The 22,994-nt window shown below is 68.0% G+C and carries 21 protein-coding genes, 1 tRNA gene and 4 pseudogenes; 7 read left to right on the top strand and 19 right to left on the bottom strand.

The window, feature by feature from the left end; genetic code table 11:
* The first annotated feature begins 79 nt into the window (after window positions 1-79).
* Together IEX91_RS01010 and IEX91_RS01005 are read left to right on the top strand one after the other, a co-directional pair.
* Window positions 80-739, top strand: a complete 660-nt coding sequence (locus IEX91_RS01010; RefSeq protein WP_188876522.1) for a lactate utilization protein — start codon at window positions 80-82, stop codon at window positions 737-739.
* A 223-nt stretch (window positions 740-962) separates the two neighbouring features.
* Window positions 963-2,060 (top strand): geranylgeranyl reductase family protein, encoded by a 1,098-nt coding sequence (locus tag IEX91_RS01005; RefSeq protein ID WP_188876520.1) that lies wholly within the window; start codon window positions 963-965, stop codon window positions 2,058-2,060.
* A 40-nt stretch (window positions 2,061-2,100) separates the two neighbouring features.
* On the opposite strand, the gene ygfZ is transcribed toward IEX91_RS01005, so the two are convergent.
* Together ygfZ and IEX91_RS00995 are read right to left on the bottom strand one after the other, a co-directional pair.
* Window positions 2,101-3,204 carry a CAF17-like 4Fe-4S cluster assembly/insertion protein YgfZ gene (ygfZ, locus tag IEX91_RS01000; protein ID WP_188876518.1) on the bottom strand — a complete coding sequence of 368 codons (1,104 nt, stop codon included), beginning with the start codon at window positions 3,202-3,204 and terminating at the stop codon, window positions 2,101-2,103.
* Window positions 3,205-3,249: 45 nt separating this feature from the next.
* The gene (locus IEX91_RS00995; RefSeq protein WP_188876516.1) at window positions 3,250-3,552 is read right to left on the bottom strand and encodes a DUF6432 family protein; all 303 of its coding nucleotides are present in this window, start codon (window positions 3,550-3,552) and stop codon (window positions 3,250-3,252) included.
* 81 nt (window positions 3,553-3,633) lie between these two features.
* On the opposite strand from IEX91_RS00995, the gene IEX91_RS00990 reads away from it, so the two are divergent.
* A complete protein-coding gene (locus IEX91_RS00990) occupies window positions 3,634-4,617 on the top strand; it encodes a DUF7093 family protein (RefSeq protein ID WP_188876513.1) in 984 nt (327 codons plus the stop codon).
* 39 nt (window positions 4,618-4,656) lie between these two features.
* Window positions 4,657-5,052, top strand: coding sequence for a DUF5611 family protein (locus IEX91_RS00985; RefSeq protein WP_188876512.1), 396 nt, complete (start codon window positions 4,657-4,659; stop codon window positions 5,050-5,052).
* Between the two features lie 183 nt (window positions 5,053-5,235).
* Here the strand turns inward: IEX91_RS00985 and IEX91_RS00980 are convergent, their stop codons facing one another.
* Window positions 5,236-5,589, bottom strand: a complete 354-nt coding sequence (locus tag IEX91_RS00980; RefSeq protein ID WP_188876510.1) for a cell division protein SepF — start codon at window positions 5,587-5,589, stop codon at window positions 5,236-5,238.
* Window positions 5,590-5,681: 92 nt separating this feature from the next.
* On the opposite strand from IEX91_RS00980, the gene IEX91_RS00975 reads away from it, so the two are divergent.
* Entirely contained in the window at window positions 5,682-6,362 is a 681-nt protein-coding gene (locus IEX91_RS00975) for a DUF1028 domain-containing protein (RefSeq protein ID WP_188876509.1), read from the top strand.
* Between the two features lie 80 nt (window positions 6,363-6,442).
* On the opposite strand, the gene IEX91_RS00970 is transcribed toward IEX91_RS00975, so the two are convergent.
* Window positions 6,443-6,922: an RNA-binding protein gene (locus IEX91_RS00970; protein ID WP_188876507.1), complete on the bottom strand. Its 480-nt coding sequence runs from the start codon at window positions 6,920-6,922 to the stop codon at window positions 6,443-6,445.
* Between the two features lie 93 nt (window positions 6,923-7,015).
* Between IEX91_RS00970 and IEX91_RS00965 the strand changes: the two genes are divergently transcribed.
* On the top strand, window positions 7,016-8,311 hold the full coding sequence (locus IEX91_RS00965; protein ID WP_188876504.1) for an RNB domain-containing ribonuclease: 1,296 nt from the start codon (window positions 7,016-7,018) through the stop codon (window positions 8,309-8,311).
* Between the two features lie 42 nt (window positions 8,312-8,353).
* Here the strand turns inward: IEX91_RS00965 and IEX91_RS00960 are convergent, their stop codons facing one another.
* The 7 genes from IEX91_RS00960 to IEX91_RS00930 all read right to left on the bottom strand — a co-directional run bounded on the left by IEX91_RS00960 (window position 8,354) and on the right by IEX91_RS00930 (window position 14,752).
* On the bottom strand, window positions 8,354-8,584 hold the full coding sequence (locus tag IEX91_RS00960) for a DUF7385 family protein (protein WP_188876502.1): 231 nt from the start codon (window positions 8,582-8,584) through the stop codon (window positions 8,354-8,356).
* Between the two features lie 94 nt (window positions 8,585-8,678).
* Window positions 8,679-8,750: transfer RNA gene (locus tag IEX91_RS00955), tRNA-Ala, on the bottom strand.
* 345 nt (window positions 8,751-9,095) lie between these two features.
* Window positions 9,096-9,404 (bottom strand): 30S ribosomal protein S10, encoded by a 309-nt coding sequence (gene rpsJ, locus IEX91_RS00950; RefSeq protein WP_188876500.1) that lies wholly within the window; start codon window positions 9,402-9,404, stop codon window positions 9,096-9,098.
* A gap of 3 nt (window positions 9,405-9,407) precedes the next feature.
* Window positions 9,408-10,673, bottom strand: coding sequence for a translation elongation factor EF-1 subunit alpha (gene tuf, locus IEX91_RS00945; protein ID WP_123074340.1), 1,266 nt, complete (start codon window positions 10,671-10,673; stop codon window positions 9,408-9,410).
* Between the two features lie 144 nt (window positions 10,674-10,817).
* Window positions 10,818-11,768 (bottom strand): homoserine dehydrogenase, encoded by a 951-nt coding sequence (locus IEX91_RS00940; protein WP_188876498.1) that lies wholly within the window; start codon window positions 11,766-11,768, stop codon window positions 10,818-10,820.
* The gene (locus IEX91_RS00935) at window positions 11,765-12,310 is read right to left on the bottom strand and encodes an amino acid-binding protein (RefSeq protein ID WP_188876496.1); all 546 of its coding nucleotides are present in this window, start codon (window positions 12,308-12,310) and stop codon (window positions 11,765-11,767) included. The genes IEX91_RS00940 and IEX91_RS00935 overlap by 4 nt, the downstream gene beginning before the upstream one ends.
* A 255-nt stretch (window positions 12,311-12,565) precedes the next feature.
* A complete protein-coding gene (locus IEX91_RS00930; RefSeq protein WP_188876494.1) occupies window positions 12,566-14,752 on the bottom strand; it encodes an elongation factor EF-2 in 2,187 nt (728 codons plus the stop codon).
* Window positions 14,753-14,920: 168 nt separating this feature from the next.
* Between IEX91_RS00930 and IEX91_RS00925 the strand changes: the two genes are divergently transcribed.
* Window positions 14,921-15,691, top strand: coding sequence for a DUF5781 family protein (locus IEX91_RS00925; RefSeq protein ID WP_188876492.1), 771 nt, complete (start codon window positions 14,921-14,923; stop codon window positions 15,689-15,691).
* 84 nt (window positions 15,692-15,775) lie between these two features.
* Here IEX91_RS00925 and IEX91_RS00920 read toward each other — a convergent pair whose 3' ends face one another.
* The 8 genes and pseudogenes from IEX91_RS00920 to IEX91_RS00895 form a co-directional block, all read right to left on the bottom strand.
* Window positions 15,776-16,387, bottom strand: a complete 612-nt coding sequence (locus IEX91_RS00920; RefSeq protein ID WP_188876489.1) for a 30S ribosomal protein S7 — start codon at window positions 16,385-16,387, stop codon at window positions 15,776-15,778.
* Window positions 16,387-16,815, bottom strand: a complete 429-nt coding sequence (locus IEX91_RS00915; RefSeq protein WP_188872449.1) for a 30S ribosomal protein S12 — start codon at window positions 16,813-16,815, stop codon at window positions 16,387-16,389. Before IEX91_RS00915 ends, IEX91_RS00920 begins: the two co-directional genes overlap by 1 nt.
* A 164-nt stretch (window positions 16,816-16,979) precedes the next feature.
* Window positions 16,980-17,774: pseudogene (locus tag IEX91_RS16215) on the bottom strand (mechanosensitive ion channel family protein); the annotation flags it as partial.
* Window positions 17,775-17,840: 66 nt separating this feature from the next.
* Entirely contained in the window at window positions 17,841-18,266 is a 426-nt protein-coding gene (locus IEX91_RS00910) for a NusA-like transcription termination signal-binding factor (protein WP_188876488.1), read from the bottom strand.
* 3 nt (window positions 18,267-18,269) lie between these two features.
* A pseudogene (rpoA2, locus tag IEX91_RS16210) lies at window positions 18,270-19,370 on the bottom strand (DNA-directed RNA polymerase subunit A''); the annotation flags it as partial.
* 177 nt (window positions 19,371-19,547) lie between these two features.
* Window positions 19,548-19,829, bottom strand: a pseudogene (locus IEX91_RS16685) (DNA-directed RNA polymerase subunit A''); the annotation flags it as partial.
* Window positions 19,821-20,057 (bottom strand): annotated as a pseudogene (locus IEX91_RS16680) (DNA-directed RNA polymerase subunit A''); the annotation flags it as partial. The pseudogenes IEX91_RS16680 and IEX91_RS16685, both read right to left, overlap by 9 nt.
* Window positions 20,058-22,991, bottom strand: coding sequence for a DNA-directed RNA polymerase subunit A' (locus IEX91_RS00895; RefSeq protein ID WP_188876486.1), 2,934 nt, complete (start codon window positions 22,989-22,991; stop codon window positions 20,058-20,060).
* Window positions 22,992-22,994 lie beyond the last annotated feature (3 nt).

The raw sequence follows: 22,994 nt of genomic DNA, 5'->3' as shown, positions 1-22,994 counted from the left end.
GGTGACACAGGGGTTACCCGCACGGGCACGCGCCGCCGCTGTCCCCACGTTCATTGTGCGGGCGCGTCTCTCACCGTGCATGTCCGACCAGCAGAAGGCCGACTACATCGACGACGTGGACGTCGACGACGCGTGGGATGAACACCCGAGCGACGCCGAACTCGAGGAGGCCGTGGAGAACCTCGAAGAGAGCGGCTTCGACGTCGAGGTCGTCGCGGACGCCGAGGCGGCCCTCGACTACGTCGTAGACGCGATCCCGTCGGGCGCGTCCGTCATGAGCGGCCACTCGACGACGCTGGAGGAGATCGGCTTCATGTCGCACCTGAACGAGGGGGACCACGAGTGGGAGAACCGCTACGGCGAGGTCTTCTCGATCGACGACGACGAGGCGCGCGCGGCGGCGCGCCGCGAGGCCCAGGCCTCCGATTACTTCCTCGGGAGCGCGAACGCCATCGGGCGAGACGGCACGCTCGTCGCCGCGGACCTCTCCGGGAGCCGGATGGGCGCGTACCCGTTCGCCGCGAAGCACCTGCTCGTCGTCGCCGGCGTCAACAAGGTCGTCGCGGACGAGGACGCGGCCCGCGAGCGCCTCCACGAGTACGCCTACGCCTTCGAGAACGAGCGCGCGCGGGAGGCTTACGGCGTCGAGAGCTACCCGTCGAAGGAGCTCGTCTACCGACAGGAGGGGACGGAGGGACGCACGACGGTCGTCCTCGTCGAGAAGACGCTGGGCTACTGAACGACGCGGCGGTGGTTGCCTCGACTACGTGAGCGGTTCGCCGCAAGCTGGACAGGAGCCGCCATCGCCCTGTTCGTCGAGGTCGGTTCGGCTGCCGGTCCACCCGCAGACGGCGCACTGCTCGTAGCGCGTCACACTGTGGGATGGATCGCGACGGTGCAAAAAGGCCGTGGCGGGGACGAGTGACCGGGAAGCCTATACCGGACTGTGCGATAGGGCGGGTATGTACGACTTCGCGGTCGTCGGCGTCGGGCCGCCGGGCGCGCGCTTCGCCCGCCGAGCGGCCGAGCGCGGCCACGACGTCGTCGCGTTCGAACGCGGCGAGATCGGCCGGCCGCTCGCGTGTTCCGGCCACGTCTCGCTCGACGTCTGGGCGTACGTCCCGGAGGAGGCCCGCGAGCGCCTCCACGAGAACGACGTCTACGGCGCGCGCTTCCACACGGGCGGTCCCGGCAGCGACGCCCACGAGTTCTACTACACGGACCGGCCGGTGTCGAACGCGATCGATCGCGTCGAGCTCGACAAGACGCTCGCCCGAGCGGCCGCGGACGCCGGCGCGGACGTCCGCGATGGACACACCGTCACCGGGGTCCGCGAGACCAGCGACGGCGTCGAACTCGACGTGCGGAGCGCGGACGGCGACGAGACGGTCGCGGCGCGGATGGTCGCGGGGTGCGACGGGCCGCGCTCGCGCGTCCGCGATCAGTTGGCCCTCCCGGAGCCCGAGGAGTTCCTCCACGGCGTCCTCGCCTTCGACCCCGAGCCCGACCACGACGACTACGTGGACGTCCACCTCACGGTCCCGGGCTTCTTCGCGTGGCGCATCCCCCGGGGCGAGGCGGGCGTCGAGTACGGCCTCGCGGCCACGCCGACGGAGTCAGGCGATGTCGCGACGCGCTTCGACGAGTTCGTCGCCGACTACGGCGTCGCCGGCCGGATCGAACGCCGCTGCTCGGGGCTCATCCCGATCGGACCCCCAGAGACGGTGACGGCGACGCGCGGATTCCTCCTCGGCGACGCCGCCGGGATGACGAAGCCGTTCACCGGGGGCGGGATCCTCTACGGGATGACCGCGGCCGACGTCGCCGCCGAGGCGATCGATCCCGACGATCCGGGGACGCTCGCCGCCTTCGAGGACGCGTGGCGCGACGAGCTCGGACGCGACATCGCGCTCGGCAAGCTCGTGCGGAAGGGGTACGACGCCCCGGAGCTCGTCCAGACGGTCGGAATGCGATTCTTCTCGGGCGAGATCGGCGTCCACATGGACCGACCGAGCACGCTCTTCTCGCGCGAGCAGCTGGGCGCGCTCTTCCGTCGCTGACGGAGGTCGACGGCGAGGCGAGGCGAGGCGGCTCGGGTCGCTACTCGTATCTGGGAGCGCGCGCGGAGCGATCGCTCCCGACGAGGAAGGGGAGGTCGACGACGTCGGCGTCGCGCTCGCCGTCGTCGGTGGCGATCGTCGCGGTCTCGGCGTCGCTGTCGTACGGGACGAGTGCGAGGGCGATCGGTGCGTCGAGCGCGTCGCTCCACGCGGCGCGCGTCGCCTCGCCGACGGTCCGCCCGTCGACGCGGACGTCGAGCGGGTCGGCGACGGCGGGAACGTCGTCGGCGTCGCCGTCGAAGCGGAGGCCGACGAGGCGCTTGGAGGGACGGCCGCGGTTCTCCACCTTGGAGACGATCTCCTGACCGACGTAACACCCCTTCTCGAAGTCGAGGGCGTTTCGCAATCCGAGGACGTTCGGGACGCGACCGGCCATGTCGTGCGGGTAGAGCGGCGTCCCGGCCTCGAGCGTGAGCGCTTCCCAGACCCGCGTCCCGAACGGCGGGGCGTTCAGCCCGCGGGTGATGAGGGTCTCGAGGACGTCGCTCGCGCCGTCGGCGTCGACGACGATCTCGTACCCCTCCTCGCCGACCGCGGCGTCCGTCCGGATGACGGTGACGCCGTGCTCGTAGATCTCGCCGCGGGTGAAGGAGAGCCGAGCGTCGGGTGCGCCCGCGCCGTGGAGGACGGACGCGACCTTCTCGGTGGCCTCGGGACCGTGGACGCCGAAGACGGCGAAGTCGTCGGTCGCCTCCGCGATCTCGATGTCCGCGAGGAAGATGCTGTCGCGCCACTCCGCGACGACCGCGTCGGCGGTTTCGAGCGGGAGGAAGCAGAGGAGGCGATCGCCGGCCGCGTAGACGTACATGTCGGTCCGGATCCCGCCCTCCGGTTCGAGGAGGAGCGCGTAGACCCCCTGGCCGTCCGTCTCGGGGACGGCGTTCGTAACGACGTTGTCGACGAAGTCGTGGCGGTCCTCGCCCGTGACGACGAGGACGCCGTACGCGTGTTCGGTGACGCCGACGGCGTTTCGGACGGCGCGCTGGGTACGCGCGGGTCGGCCGAAGTGCCGCGGAAGCGCGCGCTCGCCGCGTTCCTCGAAGACGGCGCCGTAGTCCTCGTGGAGGTCCCTGACGACGGTCATACCCGTGCTCGGTGTGGCGTGCGGTTAAAGCGTCCGCTCCCGGGCTTAGAGCCCGACGCGTTCGCGGAGCCACGCGACGAAGGACTGCTCGTCTTCGTCGCCGGCGGTCGCGGGGTCGGGGACGACGCGGTCCGCGGGCTTGATGAGCGTGCGGTCCTCGCGCGATTCGGCGTCGATGAGCCCGTCGCGCTTCAGGTCCGCGAGGGCCTCCTCTAGCCCATCGATGTCGGTGTCGACGCGCGAGCGGAGCTCGAAGACCGTCATCCCTTCCTCGCGCCGGTCGACCAGCGCGTCCAACACCGCGACCTCGGTGTCGTCCCGCGAGCGGAACTCGCGCTTCGCCTGCATGCGCGAGCGTACGGACCGCTGGCGTATAGCGATGTCCCCGAGCGGTACGCTTTTCCCGGTGGGTGGGGTATCACGCGTCCAATGGGTCTAACGTGCTCCCTGCTCGGACACGAGTACGGCGAGCCCGAGACGGAACGCGAGCGGGAGGAGCGCGGCGACGAAGTCGTCGAGTACGTCCGCACGGTCGAATACTGCGATCGCTGCGGGCGCGAGCGCGTCGTGAGCGAGAGCACCGAAGTCCGCTCGGTCCGTCAAGCGCCCCCGTCCGTCGCCGACGACGGCGGGATAGACGAGGGCGAAGACGAAGACGAGGGCGAGGGGCTCGCCGCCGCGTTCGAGCGCGTCGAGAGCGAGGGGGCGGCGAGCGGCGAGCCCGCGCAGGTGTCGGAGCCCGCGGAGTTCGTCGACGCCGCGGCGAGCGCGGTCGCGGGGACGTCGACGGCGGCCGACGAAGGCGAGAGCACAGGGAGCGGCGCGGACGATCCCGCGATGGCCGACGCCGGGAACGTCCCGGCGGACGACGACGCCGAGTTCATCACCGACGAACCGACGGAGGCGACGACACCCACCGGGGCGGCGGCCGAGGACGAGACGACCGTAGCGGGAGCGTCCGAAACGGCGGAGACCGACGCGACGGAGGACGCCGCGGCGTGGCCGACCACGGACGACGACGGGCGCGCTGGCGACGGTGACGACGCCGCCGCTCCGGGCGAGGAGGCGCCGACCGACGATGCGGTGATCCTCACCGACGACGACGAACGGGAGCACGAGCGCGAGCGCGGCGCGTGGCCGTCAAGCGACGACACGCGAGAGACCGAGCGAGGCGCGGAGGCGAGAGCGCCGGCGGACGACGGGAGCGACGATTCGGAGCGGGCGCCTCGCACCGGTACCGGCATCGCGAGTGCCGGCCTGATCGAGGGCTCCTCCGAACGCGAGGGTCGCGGGGAGCTCGTCTGTCCGGAGTGCGGGAAGCGCACGGGTGCGACCGGGTCGTCGCTCCGTGCCGGCGACATCTGTCCCGACTGTCACCGCGGCTACCTCGCGGAGTCACCCGAGAGCGCGTGACGCGAAGGGGTTATACGAGTTCACCCATTTCCGTGGCGTATGAAGGAGTACAAGATGCGTCGCGGGGAGTACCTCGAAGAGCGGATCCCGGACATGGAGGCCACGGTCGAGGAGTACTTCGGCGCGATCTCGGGGACCGAGGAGTACAAGGGGAGCGACCTCTACGTCGTCGAGGACCCCGACAACCCGGTCTTCGAGCGCATCGTCGCCGGCGGGGTCTCCTACTCCGGCAAGAAGGACAAACTCGCCGTCGAGTTCGAGGAGCGCCCCGCGGCCGAGGTCATCGCCGACGGCCACGCCGACGCCGCCGAGGACGCCGTCTCCGCGAAGAACGACTTCCTCCTCGAAGCCACGGGACGGGACGCGAAGTCGCGTCGAGAATCGCTCAAGCGGCAGGTCGAGGACAAAGACGAGACCCCGGACGGGGTCTCGTAACCGCCGGACGTCGCCGGAAAGGATCGAACACGACGGGGGACGTCTCGGAAGAACGTACTCCACGCGCGCTTTTCGCGGGTCGATCGGGGCCGAGAGCGATCGCCGTCGACACGACGCGGGCCGACGGTGAGGAGGTTCGCGTTCTCCTCCGGCGGACGCCGTGCGGTGCGGGCGGACCGCCGGTCAGCGGTTGAGCTTCTGCCGGCTGATGGCGATGCCCGAGGGCGTGAGGATGAGTTGATCGTCGCCCTTCTGGATGATGTCGCCGTCGACCTCGCGGGCGACCTGGCGGAGTTCCTCGGTGAAGTGCTCGGTCATCGAGTCCTCGGTGCGGAGTCGCGTGATGTCCGCGACGACGATGTCGCCGTCGTAGACCGCGTCCTTGATGGCGATGACGTCCTCTTGATTGTCGATCTCCGCGATGTGGACGGTCGTGCGGGCGTCCCCGGCGCTGGTGTCGACGTCACCGAGGTCGAGCTCAACGTAGTCCTCGGTGCTACTACCGGAGCCGCCGAGGATCTTCTCCATGAATCCCATGGGGAAATAGAGCCACCGGCGTCCGCATAGTTCTTGCGTCCACGGACGCGTTGCCCCGACGTTTAGGGGGGTTGGGCGCTTCGGGCGTGACGATGACGTTCAGTATCTGCGTCCACGAGACCGACGCGGACGCGGCGGGCGAGCCCGCGGACCGCTTCGGCGTGGCGGTGACGACGCGACTCCCGGCGGTCGGCTCGCTCTGTCCCCACGTCTCCGAACACGGCGCGATCGCGACGCAGTCCATGGTCAACGAACGCCTCGGCGAGGTCGGCCTCGATCACGTCGCGGACGGCGTCGCGGTCGACGACGCGCTGGAGGCGCTGTTGAACGCGGACGACGGGAGAGCGGAGCGACAGGTCCACGGGGTCGACGCCGAGGGGACGTTCGCGTTCTCCGGGCCGGAGTGTCACGGCTGGTACGGCGCGCGCGAGGGCGAGAACTACACGGTCGCCGGGAACCTGCTCACGGGCGCGTCGGTGGTCGAGGCCGTCGCGGACGCCTACGAGTCGAGCGACCGCGAGGAAGCGCTCGCGCCGCGGCTGATCGACGCGCTCGCGGCCGGACAGGCCGAGGGCGGCGACAAGCGGGAGTTGTTGACGGTCCAGTCGGCGGCGGTGGAAGTCGTGACCACGGGGGGCGAAGAGGCCGGCGGGTACGGGAACGACCTCCGGGTCGACGCGAGCGACTCGCCGGTTCGCGACCTCCGCGAGACGTATCGGAGCGCGACGGTGGAGTTCGCGCGGGCGGCCGAGGCGTACGAACGCGATCGCTGAGAGTGGGCGTGGTCGCGCTCGTCGACGACACTGCGAGCCGGCGGGTAGCGGTAGCGGTGGTGGAGCGGACGATCGGGGGATCAGGCGACGAACTCGAACAGTTCGTCGCCGACGTGGTGCAGCGAGTCGACGACCTTCCCGGAGTCGCCCGCCATCTCCGCGCCGTCGACGAGCGCGCGCCCGATGGCGAGCGCCTTCCCGTGGGTCTCCTCGACGATCACGACGAGGTCGCCCGCGTCGATGGAGTCGTCGGCCTCGGTGATCCCCGGGCGCATCACGTCCGCGCCGTCGCTGACGAACGAGATCGCGCCGGCGTCGACGGTGACGACGCCGCGCTCTGGCGGGTGCTCGTTCGCACCCTTGACCGTGAGAAACGGGTCGTCGTCGAAGTACGCGGCGAGCGGATCGCCGTCGACGAGGACGACGTCCCGATCGGCGTCCTTGAACTCGACGAGTTCGTAGCTGTCGGCGTCGAGCGTGACGCCGAGCAGGTCCTCGAGGGCGTCGTTCAGCTCGCTGACGTCGTCGCTTCGGAGGTGGTGGCGGGACGAGACTTCCATGGTGCCATCACGGGGCGTTCGGCGCTTAAATCGTCCGCTCGGCGCTCGGGCCACGGCGACACGACTAACTGGCGGACCCGCATACCCGATAGCATGTCGAACACCGCAGACGCGGCGAGCGCCGACGGGGAACCAGAGGGGCCGATCCGCGTTCCCGCCGACCTCGCGCGCCAGTTGGAGAACAAGCGCGAGGACCTCTTCGAGAAGTTCGAGATCCGCGACGCGTTCCCCGACGAGGTGATGGCGGAAGCCGAGGAGCGCGTCGACGACGTCCAAGCCGAGATCGAGGCCGAAATCGCGGATCGGGAGGACCTCCGCGATCTGACGACGTGGACGACCGACCCCGCGGACGCCCAGGACTTCGACGACGCGATCAGCATCGAGGAGCGCGACGAGGAGTACGTCCTCTGGGTCCACATCGCCGACGTCTCCCACTACGTCCACCCCGAATCGGCGATGTGGGAGGAGGCCATCGAGCGCGGGAACACCGTCTATCTCCCGGGCTACACCGTCCACATGCTCCCGCCCGTGCTCGCCGAGACCGTCTGTTCGCTCGTCCCCAACGAGGATCGCCTCGCGCACACCGTCGAGATGCACCTGGATAAGGAGACGCTGGGCTACGAGACCATCGACATCTACAAGTCCGTCATCGAGTCCGACGAGCGTCTCACCTACAAGCAGGCCGAGGAGCGTCTCGACGACGAGGAGGCGCCCCTCCACGAGGAGTGCAACCTCGTCTTCGACGTCGCCGACCGCATGCACGAGCAGCGCAAGGAGGAGGGCAGTCTCGTCCTCAACCCCCGCCGCGATCGGGCGCACACCATCATCGAGGAGTGCATGCTGAAGGCGAACAAGGCCGTCACGCACGAGCTTATGTGGTCGCGCGGCGTCGAAGCCGTCTATCGCGTCCACCCGCAGCCGAGCCCCGACGAGTGGGACGACGCGCTCCGCGAGATTCAGGAGCTCGACGGCGTCTCCATCCCCGGCGACTCGTGGGACGATCCCCGGAAGGCCGTTAACGCCACCCTGGAGGAGGCCCCGGGGCGCCAACTCGGGAAGATCCAGTGGGCTGTGATGAAGGTGATGCCCCGCGCGAAGTACATGAACGACCCCTTCGGCGGCCACCACGCGCTCAACTTCGAGATCTACGGCCACTTCACGAGCCCGATCCGCCGGATGAGCGACCTCGTGAACCACTGGATCGTCTACCAGAACGACGTCCCCGAGAACCTCGTGGAGCTCTGCGACCACGCGAGCGACCGCCAGAAGGCCGGCGAGAACGCCGAGCGCGAGTATTCAGACTTCTTAGAGGAGGTCGGTCTCGACTCCGACGCCGTGAAGAACCGCGGTATCGAGGTCGACGACGACCTCAACGACGTCCAGTACTGAGCAATCGAAGACGCGCGGCGCGGCCGTGTACCGGCCGCGGGCTTACTGGTGCGTGAACAGGAGGACGTCGTCGTTGTGCGTCGTCACGCAGAGGTCGAGCACCTTCGAGAGTTCGAGGCTGTTGAGGTCGTTACGGCAGACCACGAGGTCGTCGAACGGCTGCTCACACGCCGGACACGCGAGACTGACCGTGTTCGTGTACGTCTTCACACCGCCGGCTTCTTCGTACGGCGTCAGCGACGAGACGAGTTCGTTGTACGCGGCGTCGTCCATACCGGAGCGTAGAACTACACCGTCAAAGCTTTCGGGGTCGGAGAGAGCACCGGATTCCCGACGGGCATCGAACGGAACCGGTGAGAAACGCGAGTGGACTCGCTGGGATTTGAACCCAGGGCCTCTTCCTTGCGAAGGAAGCGATCTACCACTGATCTACGAGCCCTCGTTCGCATCCATACGTAGCGGGGGGACGTATTTGAGGGTTCTGCTTCGCGGCGAGAGGGACACGCGGGAGACGGAGGGAAGAGGTGAGCGCTACCCGGGCGTCGAATAGGTGAGGTCGTGGGAGGCCCGGCCATCGGTCTGTGGGTAGAAGTATTGGTCGACATCGATCCACTGGCCGGCCCACGGGCGCGTCGAACTCCGTCAGACGATCGACGTCGGCGAAGCCGAGTTCGAGCGTCTGTCCGTGGAACCCACCACTCGAGTGGGTTTGCACGACGGCTGATCGGCGAGGCTAGCGCTCGACGGCGCGAAAAACGGGGAGAATCGAGAGTCGAAGAGCCGCTCAGTCTTCGAGAACGATCTCGATGCTGACGTCGTTCGGGACCTGGATCCGCATGAGCTGACGAAGCGCGCGTTCGTCGGCGTCGATGTCGATCAGACGTTTGTGGACGCGCATCTCCCAGTGCTCCCACGTCGCCGTCCCCTCACCGTCGGGAGACTTGCGCGACGGGACCTCGAGGGTCTTGGTGGGCAGCGGGACCGGCCCACTCAGGCTGACGCCCGTCTTGTCCGCGATCTCGCGGACGTCGTCGCAGATGTCGTCGAGGTCGGACGGACTAACGCCCGCGAGCCGAACACGTGCCTGCTGCATTCGTTAGGCCTCGTTGACGTCGAGGACCTTGCCGGCCGCGATGGTCTGACCCATGTCGCGGACCGCGAAGGAGCCGAGCTCCGGAATCTCGGAGGACGGCTCGATGCTGAGGGGCTTCTGCGGGCGGACGGTGACGACGGCAGCGTCGCCGGACTGGATGAAGTCCGGGTTCTCCTCGGCGACCTCGCCGGAGGACGGGTCCATCTTCTTGTCGATGGACTCGATCGTACACGCGACCTGCGCCGTGTGGGCGTGGAAGACCGGCGTGTACCCCGCCGTGATGACGGACGGGTGCTGCATCACGACGACCTGCGCCGTGAACGTCTCGGCGACGCTCGGCGGGTCGTCGGCGGGACCACAGACGTCACCGCGACGGATGTCGTCCTTGCCGATGCCGCGAACGTTGAACCCGACGTTGTCACCGGGCTCGGCGCTCGGGACTTCCTCGTGGTGCATCTCGATGGTCTTGACCTCGCCACCGACGTCAGAGGGCTGGAAGCTAACGTTGTCGCCCGTGTTCATCGTCCCGGTCTCGATACGTCCGACGGGGACGGTACCGATACCGGAGATGGTGTAGACGTCCTGGATCGGGAGGCGCAGCGGCGCGTCCGTCGGCGGCTGCGGCTCCGGCAGGCTGTTGAGGGACTCGAGGAGCGTCTCGCCGTCGTACCACGGCGTGTTCTCCGAGTGCTCGGAGACGTTGTCGCCCTCGAAGGCCGAGGTCGGGATGAAGGAGGCGTCGTCCGTGTCGAACTGGACCTGCTTGAGGAGGTCCGTGACGTCGGAGACGACCTGCTTGTAGGTGTCCTCGGAGTAGTCGACGACGTCCATCTTGTTGACGGCGACGATGAGCTCGTCGATACCCAGCGTGCGGGCCAGGAAGACGTGCTCACGGGTCTGGGGCGCGACGCCGTCGTCGGCGGCGACGACGAGGACGGCGTTGTCGGCCTGGGACGCGCCCGTGATCATGTTCTTCACGAAGTCGCGGTGGCCCGGACAGTCGACGATGGTGAAGTAGTACTCGTCGGTGTCGAACTCCTGGTGGGCGATGTCGATGGTGACGCCGCGCTCGCGCTCCTCGGCGAGGTTGTCCATGACGTAGGCGAACTCGAAGCCGCCCTTGCCCTTCTCTTCGGCTTCCTCGCGGTGCTGCTCGATGACGTGCTCGGGCACACTCCCAGTCTCGAAGAGGAGCCGCCCGACCATCGTACTCTTTCCGTGGTCGACGTGGCCGATGACGGCCAGGTTCTGGTGCGGTTTGTCGCTCATGGTCAGGGGTCGCGCTGAACGCGCGCTCTGTGCAACGTATTCGCCAGTTACGTGTAAAACGGTTTCGAAAGGCGAGCGCCCCTGTCGCGCCGTGACGCGGCCGAATACTGGCACCTCGTACCGTGACAAGAAGTGGCTAGTCGGTCAGCGCTCGGGAAGACGCCCGACGTCAGCGAGCACGGCGGAGGCGGTCTCCGGGCCGCCGGCACCGCGCCCGCTGATGTTCAGTCGGCCCGCGTTCGTCGTCTCCAGCTGGACGATGTTCTGTGTGCCCGTGACCGCGAGCGTGTCGTGTTCCGTGACCAGTCGCGGACCGACGCGAACGTCGCCGCTCTCGGTGACTTCGCCGATGAGCCGGACCGTCCGGCCGTCCTCGGCGGCGAGGTCGAGCGCGCTCGACGGGACGTCCGCGATTCCCTGCACGTCCACGTCCGCGAGCGAGTACCCGCCGCCGTGGAGGACGTTCGCCAGGATCGCGCACTTCAGCGCCGCGTCCGTGCCGTCGACGTCGAACGTCGGGTCGGCCTCCGCGACGCCGAGATCTTGGGCCTCCGCGAGGACGTGCTCGTAGCCGAGCCCCTCGGCGGCCATCCGCGAGAGCACGAAGTTCGCCGTTCCGTTCAGCACGCCACGGGCGGCCGTGACGTGCGAGGGATCCATCCCCTCGATCGTGGCGATGACCGGAATCGCACCCCCGACCGTCGCCTCGAAGCGCACGTCACCCGCACTCGACGACGCGAGCGCCATCACGTCGTCGTAGCGCTCCGCGACCGGCCCCTTGTTGGCGAGGACGACGTGCCGGCCGCGTTCGAGCGCCGCCTCGACGTGCTCGAAGCCGGGGTGGGCGTCGCCGAGCGTCGTCGGCGTCGCCTCCACGAGGCAGTCGTACTCGGCGCCGAGCGCCGCGCTCGGATCGTCCTCCCCGACGGAGCCCACGCGCTCCTTGTGCGCGAACGCCGCGTCGGCGTCGATCCCGTTGGCGTCGACGATCGCGCCCGTCGAGTCCGCGAACGCCGTCACGTCGTGCCCGTATTCGCCGGCGAGTTCGACGACGCTCCGACCGACCGCGCCAGCGCCCATCACGGCCAGCCTCATGCGCTCCCCTCCACGAGCGGTTCGACGACGTGCAACTCCTTCTCGTCGGCGACGTCCCGCACACAGTCGAGTGCGGCGTCGGTCGACCCCTCAGTGGCGGCGAGTCGCAGGCGCGCGCTCGCCACGTCGTCTACCCCCGGTTCGTCGGTCATCGAGAAGTCAACGACGGAAGCCGACGTGCACGCCTCGATCTGCGAGAGCGTATCCGAGAGGTCGGTGCTAACGAGCGGACCCGAGAGGAGGACCGTTACCTCCTCGCCGTAGTGCTCCGTCCCCGCCTGGATGACGTTGACGCCGGCGTCGCGGAGCGATTCGACGACCGTCCGGAACTGCCGGGCGGTGCACTCGAGATCGACTTCGACCGGAATGCGCCCGCGCGGGGTGAGCGACCCGCGCTCGTGGAAGACGCTCAGGAGGTTCCCGCCGTTCTCCGCGATCGGGTGCAGGGCTTTCAGCAGCTCGCCGGGCTCGTCGACGAGTTCGAGCCGAACGGTGTGCGCCTGTCGCTCGTCGGCGTCGCCATCCGAGGTCCCGTCGCTCATCGGGACCACCCCACGGCGTTCCCGCTTGATGTTCCCAAAGCGACACGTACGGGTGGTTGCGCGTCGCTCCGACGGATCGCGGGCGTGTCCGCGTGCATACCTGATCGAACGCCCCCGCCGCGTTAGAAACCTTCGGCACGGCCGTCGGACGACGGACGCACGGGCCGGAGAGCGGAAAGCCGAACGGCGGAACGAAGCGAAATCACGGCGGACGGGCCGACGCCGCCGCAGCGCGTCGAAACGGGAAGCGGCCGTTTAGAAGTAGTCGACCGTTTCGGGGAGTTCCGTCTTCATGCCCTTGCGCTCGCGGATCTCCATGATGATCTCGCGCTGCATGCTGTCGGAGAGGACGCGGAAGCCGGCGTTCTCCGTGTTCCACGACGCACGACCCTCGGTCGCAGAGCGGATGTCGCTGGAGAAGCCGATCATCTCGTCGACGGGCGCGATGCCCTCGACGACCATGAGGTCGCCCTCCTGATACATGTCGTCGACGCGGCCACGGCGGCCCTGAATCTCGCCGCTCGCCGCACCCATGTGCTCGGTGGGGACGTCGATGCGGACGTCCTGAATCGGTTCGAGGAGCTTGATCTCCGCATCGATGAGCGCGTTGTGGACGGCCTGACGGACCGCGGGGATGACCTGCGCGGGACCGCGGTGGATGGCGTCCTCGTGGAGGCGCGCGTCGTGCAGACGGATCAGTGCGCCCTGCACGGGCTCGGCCGCCAGCGGGCCGTCGTTGAGAGCCTCCTGGAGCCCCTCGTTGACGAGCTCCATCGTCTCGTTGAGGTGCTGGATACCCTTCGTGTCGTCGATGAAGACGTTCGTGTTGTGGATGTCCTCGACGTTCTGCGAGGTATCCTTGTCCATCCCGGCCTCCTGGAGCGCCTCGCGGCGTTCCTGCTCGGGCATGTCCATCGAGACGTCGCCGAGCTGGATCGTCTCGACGATGTCCTCGCTGAGCGGCTCGACCGTGATGTAGAAGCGGTTGTGGTTGTTCGGCGAACGCCCCTCGACCTCTCGGGACTCCTGCGTCGGCGCCTCGCGGTAGACGACGATCGGTTCACCGGTGTTGACCGGGATCCCCTGATTGCGCTCGATGCGCTGGGTGATGACCTCGAGGTGGAGTTCGCCCTGCCCGCTGATGAGGTGCTCGCCCGTGTCCTCGTTGATCTCGATGCGGATCGTCGGGTCCTCCTTGGCGACCTGCTGGAGCGTCTCGATGAGCTTCGGCAGGTCGTCCATGTTCTTCGCCTCGACGGACTTCGTGATGACCGGCTCGCTGATGTGCTCGATGGACTCGAACGGCGTCATCTCCGTGGAGGAGACGGTAGAGCCCGCGATGGCGTCCTTCAGGCCGGTGACGGCGGCGATGTTCCCGGCCGGGACGCGTTCGACCTCCTCGCGCTCGCCGCCCATGTAGATCCCGACGGACTGGACGCGGTTCGTGCCCGCGGTCCCGGAGACGTAGAGGTCCTGTCCTTTCTCGATCGTGCCGGAGAAGACGCGACCCGCGGCGATCTCGCCGGCGTGCGGGTCGACGCCGATGTCCGTCACCATGAGGACGACCTCGCCGTCCTCGTCGACGAGGCGCATCGACTCCGCGATGTCGGACTCGTCGTCGCCGCGCCAGATGCGCGGGATACGTCGCGGCTGGGACTCGATGGGGTCCGGGAAGTGCTCGCACACCATGTCGAGCACGACGTCCGAGAGCGGGGTTCGCTCGTGGAGCTCCTGGCGCTGGTCGTTGCGCTCGAGTTCCATGATGTCCCCGAAATCCATGCCGGTGCGCTGCATCGACGGCATCGAGACGCCCCACTTGTAGAGCGCGGAGCCGAATCCGACCGTCCCGTCCTCGACCGAGACGGTCCAGTCGTCGATGTCGTCCATCTCCTCGGTCATCCCGCGGATGAGCTCGTTGACCTCGTTGATGACGCCGAGCAGGCGCTTTTGCATCTCCTCGGGGCCCTCCTGGAGCTCGCTGATGAGGCGATCGACCTTGTTGATGAACAGCGCCGGCTTGACGCCCTCGCGGAGCGCCTGCCGAACGACCGTCTCCGTCTGAGGCATCGCGCCCTCGACGGCGTCCACGACGACGAGCGCGCCGTCGACCGCGCGCATCGCGCGCGTCACGTCGCCACCGAAGTCGACGTGGCCCGGCGTGTCGATGAGGTTGACGAGGTGGGCTTCGCCCTCGTACTCGTGGGTCATGGAGACGTTCGCGGCGTCGATAGTGATACCGCGCTCCTGCTCGTCCTCCTCGGTGTCCATGGCGAGCTGCTCGCCAGCCGTCTCGTCCGAGATCATGCCCGCACCGGCGAGCAGGTTGTCGGTGAGCGTCGTCTTCCCGTGGTCGACGTGGGCGGCGATGGCGATGTTCCGGATCTGCTCCGGTTCGTCCATCAGCCGCTCACACTGTTCGACGATCTTCTTGCGTCGGCCCATTATGCACGCATGTACCGCCAGCGGGTTGAAAAGGGTAGTGTTTCCGTCTCCGCGCGTGTGCCGGCAACACACGGCCCGTTCGCCGTCCGGTGGTCCCGAAACGCGCGCGGGGCGACGATCGCCGTGGGCGCAAGAGTCAACCCCGTCCGGGTCGTGGTATTCGCACACATGGATGTACGGGTCCACGGTTCCGTCCCCGCCGGGCCGTTCCTCGGCGCACGGGACCTCTTCGAACACCAGTACGACGTCGAGAAACCGGTACACGTCCGCGTCCGGGAGGATCCGGACGAGCGGACGTGGGCCGGTCACTACGACGATCGGCACGTCCTCAACATCTCGCGGCGCGCCGCGACGTCCGTGATGGCGCGCGAGCTCGCGATTCACGAGTACGCTCACATGGCCCGATACGAGGCCGATCACGTCTCGCATACGATGGGGCTCTCCGAGATCCTCTTCCTCGCGCTCCCCGGCCGGCGCGTCGAGCGTCGCGTCCTCCAGCAGTGCGAACAGCTCGCCAACCACGCCAAGGACATCTACGCCGACGACATCACCCTAAGCGTCGCGCCGACGGACAGACTCCTCACGTTCCTCGAATCGCAGCTCGCCACCGCCGTCGCCGAGCGGCCGCCGTCCGACACCGAGCCCGCGGGCGGCTACCGACTCACCGCCGCTGCCGATCCCGAGCTGACCGCCGTCAACGCCGCGTTCGCGCTCGCGCTCCTCGAACGCCACGACGCCGTCCCGGCCGATCACCGGATCTACGAGTTCGCCGACCTCGCCGACTCGGACGCCCCCGGCGTCGACGTGACGTGGTTCAAAGAGCGGTTCCGCACGCTCGCGGACGACCCGGACGAGTCCGCCCACCGCCGCGCGCTCGTCGACCTCGTGCGCGCGTACGTGGACGCCCACGAAACGACGACGGGGCCGGCGGCCGACTGACGCGGTACCGAGCGGGGCGGGTCCGAACGTCGATGGCCGTCGCTACGCGATATTGGAGAAGACGAAGAAGAAATGAGAGCCGTGTTAGCGGGCCGCGGCGGCGACGCGCTCTTTCTCCTCCTTCTGGGAGATGGCGTACGTCTGCAGATCGTAGTCGGCGGCGCCGATGAGCTGGTTGGCGAGCGCGTCAGCGGCGGACGTCGGCGTCTTGAACGAGTCCGAGTGCGCGCCGTCGGCGAGGAACTTCAGCGCCTGATCGACGCGGCGCTGGGGCGCGACGTCGACGGCCTTCGGGACCGAGATGCCACCGTACTTCAGGCGGACGGTCTCCTCTCGGGGCGCGGCGTTCTCGACCGCGGTGACGAGGACCTGCACCGGGTTCTCGTCGGTGCGCTCGTGGATGGTCTCGAAGGCCTCGCGGACGATCTTGAGCGCCTGCTGCTTCTTGCCGGCGTTCCGGCCCGTCTTCATCAGACGGTTGGTGAGCCGCTCGACGACCGAGATCTGGCTCTTCTGGAACTGCTTGGACGCGTGACGCCCCATCGTGTGTGCGATGGGCGTCACGGTGATGTAGCGCTTCGTGGACGGGTCTGCGTAGCTGATCTCCGAGACGTCCCAGACGCCGAAGAGGTCGGCCTCGCTGGACTCCTCGGTGCCGGCGGGCGTCTCGGGTTCGGGGGCTTCTTCCGTGGACATTATCGGACGGGCTTCTCCGCGTTACCGCGAACGAGTTCGATGAGCGAGACGCCGTTGACCTTCTCGACCTTGTAGTTCACACCCGAGAGGTCACCCATGGCGCGACCCTTCGCACCACCGATGCCAGCGATCGTGACCTCGTCGTGCTCGTCGATGAAGGAGATCGCACCGTCACCGGGGCAAAAGGCGGTTACCTGCTTGCCGTTCTTGATGAGCTGGACCCGGACGCATTTCCGGATGGCGGAGTTGGGCTGCTTGGCCTCGATCCCGACCTTCTCCAGCACGATACCTCGTCCCTGGGGCGCACCCTCGAGGGGGTCGGACTTCTCCGAAAGCCCCCGCTCCCGACGCGCGTAGTCGGAGTCGGACCACCGGTGGTTCTGGCGGTCCTTCTTGAGTTTGCGCGCGGCGTACTTGCCGTTCGGCATGCGCGGTATTTCCCAGTGCAACTACTTAAGCCCGGTCTTTCGCGGATCTCCGTGTCGCTACGGCACACGACCGTCGTCGTCGCGTGCTTCCGACCGGGCGTCAGCGACCGCGAGCGAACCCGAGAATCCGTCCGGCTCGCCGGGTTCGGCGCGATGTCGTGCGCCTCGAAGGCGTCCGCGACGCGTCGGACGTACGCCGAGCGCACCTCGGCGATCAGCGTCTCCGTCGGCTCGCCGACCCAGTAGCGTGCGACGACGTCGAGCGAGTTCGCACCGAAGCCGTCGACCTGCACCGTCGGCTCGGGGTCGGCGACGATCCGCTCGTCCGCCTCGGCGGCCTCCTTGGGGAGGCGGAGCGCGGTCTCGACGTCGGCGTCGTGGCGGACGCCGAACGTCTCCGAGACGCGGTACGTCGCACCCGCGTAGGGCGAGATCAACGCGTTCGTCGTCAGCTGCGAGTTCGGCACGGTCACCGTCTCGCCCGCGGCCGTCCGAACCCGCGTCACTCGGAAGTCGACCTTTTCGACCGTCCCCTCCTGATCGCCCCACTGAACGTAGTCCCCGACGTTGAAATCCGGGTCGGCGACGAGGAAGACGCCGCTGACGAGGTTTCCGATGACGTCTTGGCCGGCGACGCCGAGCGCGAGTGTCGCCGCCGCGACGACGAGTGCCGATCCCTGAAAGGCCCTCCCGAACCCCGCGGCGGCCGTCGCCAACACGAGCGCGGTCGCGGCGATCGCGACCCGAGCGTAGAGCTCCGTCGCGTCCACGAGGGTCCGGTTCTCGTCGTTTCGCGCGCGGACGGCGCGGACGAGCGGCGGCACGACGGCGAGACGCCCGACGGCGTAGACGACGAGCGCGATGGCGACGAAGGCCCCGAGCTGCGCGAGGAGGCCGTGGTACGACGTGATCACCGCGACGACCCGATCGAGGACGCGCGCGACTGACACCGCGGTCATACACTGCGATACGGCGCGCGCTACAAGAACGTGAGGGCGTGACCGGGTCGGAGGTGCGAGCGGGGGCTACGTGAGCTGGATGTCGTCGACGTCGAAGTGGCGTTTCGCCAGCTCCTTCGCCATCTCGATGTTACGCCCCGACTGGCCGATGGCGACGCCGCGGTCCTCGTGGGCGACCTCGGCGTACGCGACCGTGTCGTCGTTCTCGCTGATCGTGACGTTGTACACCGCGGCGGGGCTCAGCGCGTGCGCGACGAACGCCTCCGCGCTGGGGGCGTCCTCGACGAGTTCGACGTCCCGACCGAGGTCGTCTTCGAGCCCCTGGACGCGCTCGCCGCCGCGACCGATCGCCTGTGGCATCTCGCCGGCCTTCACGACGAAGACGACGCGATCACGCTCGTCGTCGACGACGCAATCGACCGCGGTCGCGTCCGTAGCGTCCTCGAACGCGGCGATGAGACGGCGCGCCTCGTCGGAGAGCGTGACCGTCACGGGTCAGTCGCTCGTCGTTCCCATGCGGAGGTCGACGTCGCCGGTCCCGAGGCGGACGGGCTTTCCGACGATGACGTTCTCGATGACGCCGTCGAGATCGTCGGCCTCGCCGTAGATGGCGGCGTCGAGCAGGTGATTCACCGTCACCTCGAAGGCCGCGCGCGCGAGCACGGAGTCCTTGTTCCCGGAAATCCCGTGCCGGCCGATCGACTGGATCGTGCCGTCGTTCGTCATGATGTCCGCGACCAGCATCAGGTGGCGGATGTTCACGTCGTCGAGGCCCTGCTCTTCGAGCGTCGTCATCGTCTCGTCGATGATGGCCTCGCGGGCCGCCTCGATGCCGAGGGTCTTGTGGACCTCGTGGATGTTGTTACACGTCGTCCGGGAGGCGTCGACCCCCTCGATCTTCAGCGTCTTCTTGAAGGCCGAGCCCTCCGTGTAGAGGACGAACTCCTCGCCCGCGTCGGTCTCCTCCTTGCGGATGACGACGCGCGAGATGTCCTCGATCCCCTTGAACGTGATCTCGCGGAGCTGCTCGACGAGCTGCAGGAGCTCGCGGTAGCTCGGCTCCTCCGGCCCGAACTCGATGACCGTGCCCGATTGGGTGACCTGCACGCCGAGGTTGTCCTGGATGATGTCGGCGATCTCGCCGGCGATCTCCGTCGTGCTCTCGACCGTGGGCCAGCGCTCCGCGAGCGTGTCCTCGTTCAGGTCGATGGAGACGATCATGTCGGCGACGTTCGTCGAGATGTCCCCGAGAGCGAGGATCTTCGTCGCCTCGATGTTCCACACGACCTCGTGGGCGCGCTCGCGGTCCGTCGCGTACTCGTCCTCGAGGTGGACCGTCATCATCGGCGTGTCCGGGTTCTTCCGAGCGTCCACGAGCTCGATGAGTCGCGGGAGGCCCTGCGTGACGTCGATCTCCGCGACGCCCGCGTAGTGGAACGTGTTCATCGTGTTGTGCGTCACGACGCCTTGCGCAGTCGTGAACGTCTCAAGCCCGGCGACCGAGAAGTCGTAGACGTGGTCGTGTGCGGGCTCGATGGCGTCGATGGCGTCAATGCGCTCCCAAGACGCACGAGCGATGGTCTGATCGAGTTCGTCCGATCCCTCACCTTCGACCGTGGCTCCACCGTCGGCAGCCGTGACGGGGGCGAAGTCGAACTCAGCAGTGTCCGAGGTTCCGTCGAACGAGCCGACGACTGGAAGGTCGTCACCAATTTCGAGCGTGTCACTCGCGACCGGCTTGATCTCGCCGTCCACTCGCTTCACGAACGAGTGCGCGCGCGTCGCGCGAATCGTCCGCCCCGACTCGAGCGTGAACTCGAGGAGATCCTCGGGTGCGTCGTGCCGGCTGACCTCCTCTACGGGCTTCCACTCGACACCCTCATCGGAGCGCAGACTCGGCACTTCGAGGTCGTCGGGCGCGAGCGCGACCTCGTGGTCGTCAATCGTCCGAGACTCGCGAGTGGAGAGCACGTCGTCAACGAGATCGCCGATCTCCACGACGTCGGTCTCGCCGTGACGGCGGACGAGCACGCGCTCGTCGTGGGGGACGCTCATCTGCGTCCCGGGCTCCCCGATGGACTGCGCGCTCACCGTCCCGACCGGGTCGAGCGGGTCGACGCGCGAGGTCGTGTACTGAGCCTCGACGGCCTTGGCGATGTAGTTCGCGTTCTCCGTGTCGACGCCGTCGCGGGCCTCGATCGTGTCGTATACGTCCTCCTTCAGGCGCCGCGGGAGGTCGGTGTCCTCCACGACGGCCTCGATGTCGTCCGTAATCTCGGTCATTTAGTCGTCACCCTCCGCGCGGGCGGATTCCTCGATCGTCCACGACTCGCCGTGTTCGGAGAGGTTCGTCGGCGGTTCGCGCTCGCCGATGAACTCCTCCAGGTCGGTCTCGCTCTCGAACTCGGATTCGAGGACGCGGTCGGCGATGCTCTCCACGTCGATGTCGGCCTCCTCGTCGGAGGCGACGCGTACCGGGCTCGTGCCGTCCTCGCCGAACTCGAACTGGACGATGGTGTCGGAGGTGTCCCGAACCGTCCCGTCGTACTGCGTTTCGAGTTCGCTGAGGGCGTTGATCAGCCGCCGCTGGAGGTAGCCGGACTTCGACGTCCGGACTGCGGTGTCGACGAGGCCCTCGCGGCCGCCCATCGCGTGGAAGAAGAACTCCTTCGGGTTCAGTCCCGAGGTGTAGGAGGACTCCACGAAGCCGTGGGCCTCCGCGGAGAGGTCGTTCGGCTCGTAGTGGCTGAGCGTGCGGTCCTCGTAGCCGCGGTTGATCCGCTCGCCGCGCACGGCCTGCTGGCCGACGCAGCCCGCCATCTGCGTGAGGTTCAGCATCGAGCCACGCGCCCCGGACTCGGCCATGACGACCGCGGGGTTCGTGTCCTCGAAGTGATCCCCCGCGATGTCGCCGGCGGAGTCGCGGGCCTTCCCGAGCGTCTGCATGATCTTCATTTCGAGGGTCTCATCGACCGTCCGACCGGGCAGGCTCTCGAGGTCGCCGGCCTCGTAGGAGTCGATGAGCTCCTCGACGCGGTCGTACGCGTTCCCGATCGCGTCGTCGATGCGCTCCTGAGCCTCGGCCGAGATGGACTCGTCGTCGATCCCGATCGAGAACCCGAAGTGCATGATCGCGCGCATCGCGAGCGCCGCGACCTCGTTGATGAAGATGCGTGCGCGCGTCGCGCCGTACACCTTCATGATGGTGTCGACGATGTCGCTCCCGAACTCGCCGACACCGTCCTCGTCGATGGTCCCCTGGATCAGCTGGCCGTCCTCGATGACGACGTCCTCGCCCGTGCTCGACTTGAACTCGAGGTTGAGGTCGTCGGGAAGGAGCTCGCTGAACAGCGTGTAGCCGGTCCAGAACTCCGCGCCGTCGTCGTCGACGCCGTCCGCGGGCGGGAGTTCGTCGATGCGGGTCTGACGCAGCAGGTCGAGCGCCTGCGTCTCGTTGAACGAGGGGTTGTCGTGCGTCAAGAGGTACATCCCGCTGATGTGGTCCTGGATCGCGCCGATGATGTTCTCACCGAAGCGCGGGCTGAGGATCTGCTCCTGTACGCGCATGAGGACGCGGGCTTCCGCGCGCGCCTCCTCGTTCTGGAGGGCGTGCATGTTCATCTCGTCGCCGTCGAAGTCCGCGTTGTACGGCGGGCAGACGACGGTGTTCAGCCGGAACGTCTTGTACGGCATCACCACGACCTCGTGGGCCATGATGCTCATCCGGTGGAGGCTGGGCTGGCGGTTGAAGATCACGATGTCGCCGTCGATGAGGTGGCGCTGGACCTCCCAGCCTGTCTCGATGCGCTCGGCGAGCTCCTCGCAGACCTTCTCGGTGACGCGGACGCGCCGACCGTCCGGCCGCTGCACGTAGTTCGCGCCGGGGTGGCCCTCGGGGCCGTTGCGGACGTACTGACGCGCGCGCTCGATGTTCTGCTCGTTGACGACCATCGTCTGCGTCATCTCGCGCGCGACGCGCTCGGGAACGCCGACCTCGTTCAGGCTCAGGGTCGGGTCCGGGCTGATGACGGTCCGAGCGGAGAAGTTCACGCGTTTCCCCGAGAGGCTCCCGCGGAACCGTCCCTCTTTGCCCTTCAGGCGCTGTGAGAGGGTCTTCAACGGCCGACCGGAGCGGTGGCGCGCCGGCGGCGTGCCGCTGATCTCGTTGTCCATGAACGTCGTGACGTGATACTGGAGGAGCTCCCAGAGGTCCTCGATGATCAGCTGGGGTGCACCCGCTTCGCGGTTCTCCATGAACCGCTGGTTGATGCGGATGATGTCCACGAGCTTGTGCGTGAGGTCGTCCTCGGAGCGCTGACCGTTGTCGAGCGTGATCGACGGCCGCGCCGTGACGGGCGGTACCGGGAGGACGGTGAGGATCATCCACTCGGGACGGGAGCGATCCGCGTCGATGCCGAGCACTTCGAGGTCGTCCCCCGGAATGTCCTCGAACCAGTCCCGGATGTCGCTCGGCATCAGCTTGTTCATGTCCTCCGTGGTGAGTTCCGCACCGATGGCCTTCTCGATGGCCTTCCGGTCGTCCTCTCGGGGGCGGAACTCGCCGCTGAGGATCTCGTTGATGCGCGAGATGTTGATGTCCGTCTCCTCGGCGAGCGCCTGCGGGCTGATGCCCGCGTCGTCCTCGTCGGGGTCGGGCTGCATCGCGGAGGCGATGCGCTCCGAGTAATCGCTGGCGAGGACCTGCTGGACCTCGTAGTACGTCGTGGGCTTCTCGTGTTTGACGTCGTACTGGGCCTCCCCGCAGTAGGGACAGTTGCTCTTCTTGCGCGCCTCCCGGATCGCGGCCTTCGTGACGTCGGAGACGTCCTGGCGCAGCCCGCGCGTCCGTTCGAGGTCGTCGCTGTACTCCTCCATCTCCTCCTCGGTGAGGAGGAGTCGACTGCAGCTCCGGCAGGTGCCGCGCAGCAGCCGTCGGATGAGCTTCGAGAAGCCGACGTGGATGACGGGCGCGGCGAGCTCGATGTGGCCGAAGTGGCCGTTACACGACCCGCTGCGGTTCCCGCAGGTCTTACACTCGAGTCCGGGGTCGATGACGCCGAGTCGCGGGTCCATCAGGCCCATGTCGATGGGGAACCCGTCGTCGTCGTACGTGTCGGCGGTGATGACCTTCGTCGCGCTCATCTCTCGATACTCCTCCGGGTCCATCAGTCCGAAGCTGATTTCCCCGATCTCCTTGGGTGACTGGCCTGTTGACATGTG

This window comes from Halarchaeum nitratireducens, from assembly GCF_014647155.1.
In the GTDB taxonomy this organism is placed as follows: domain Archaea; phylum Halobacteriota; class Halobacteria; order Halobacteriales; family Halobacteriaceae; genus Halarchaeum; species Halarchaeum nitratireducens.
Note: the sequence above shows the minus strand (reverse complement) of the source record. Positions and strands in the feature narration are given on the sequence as shown.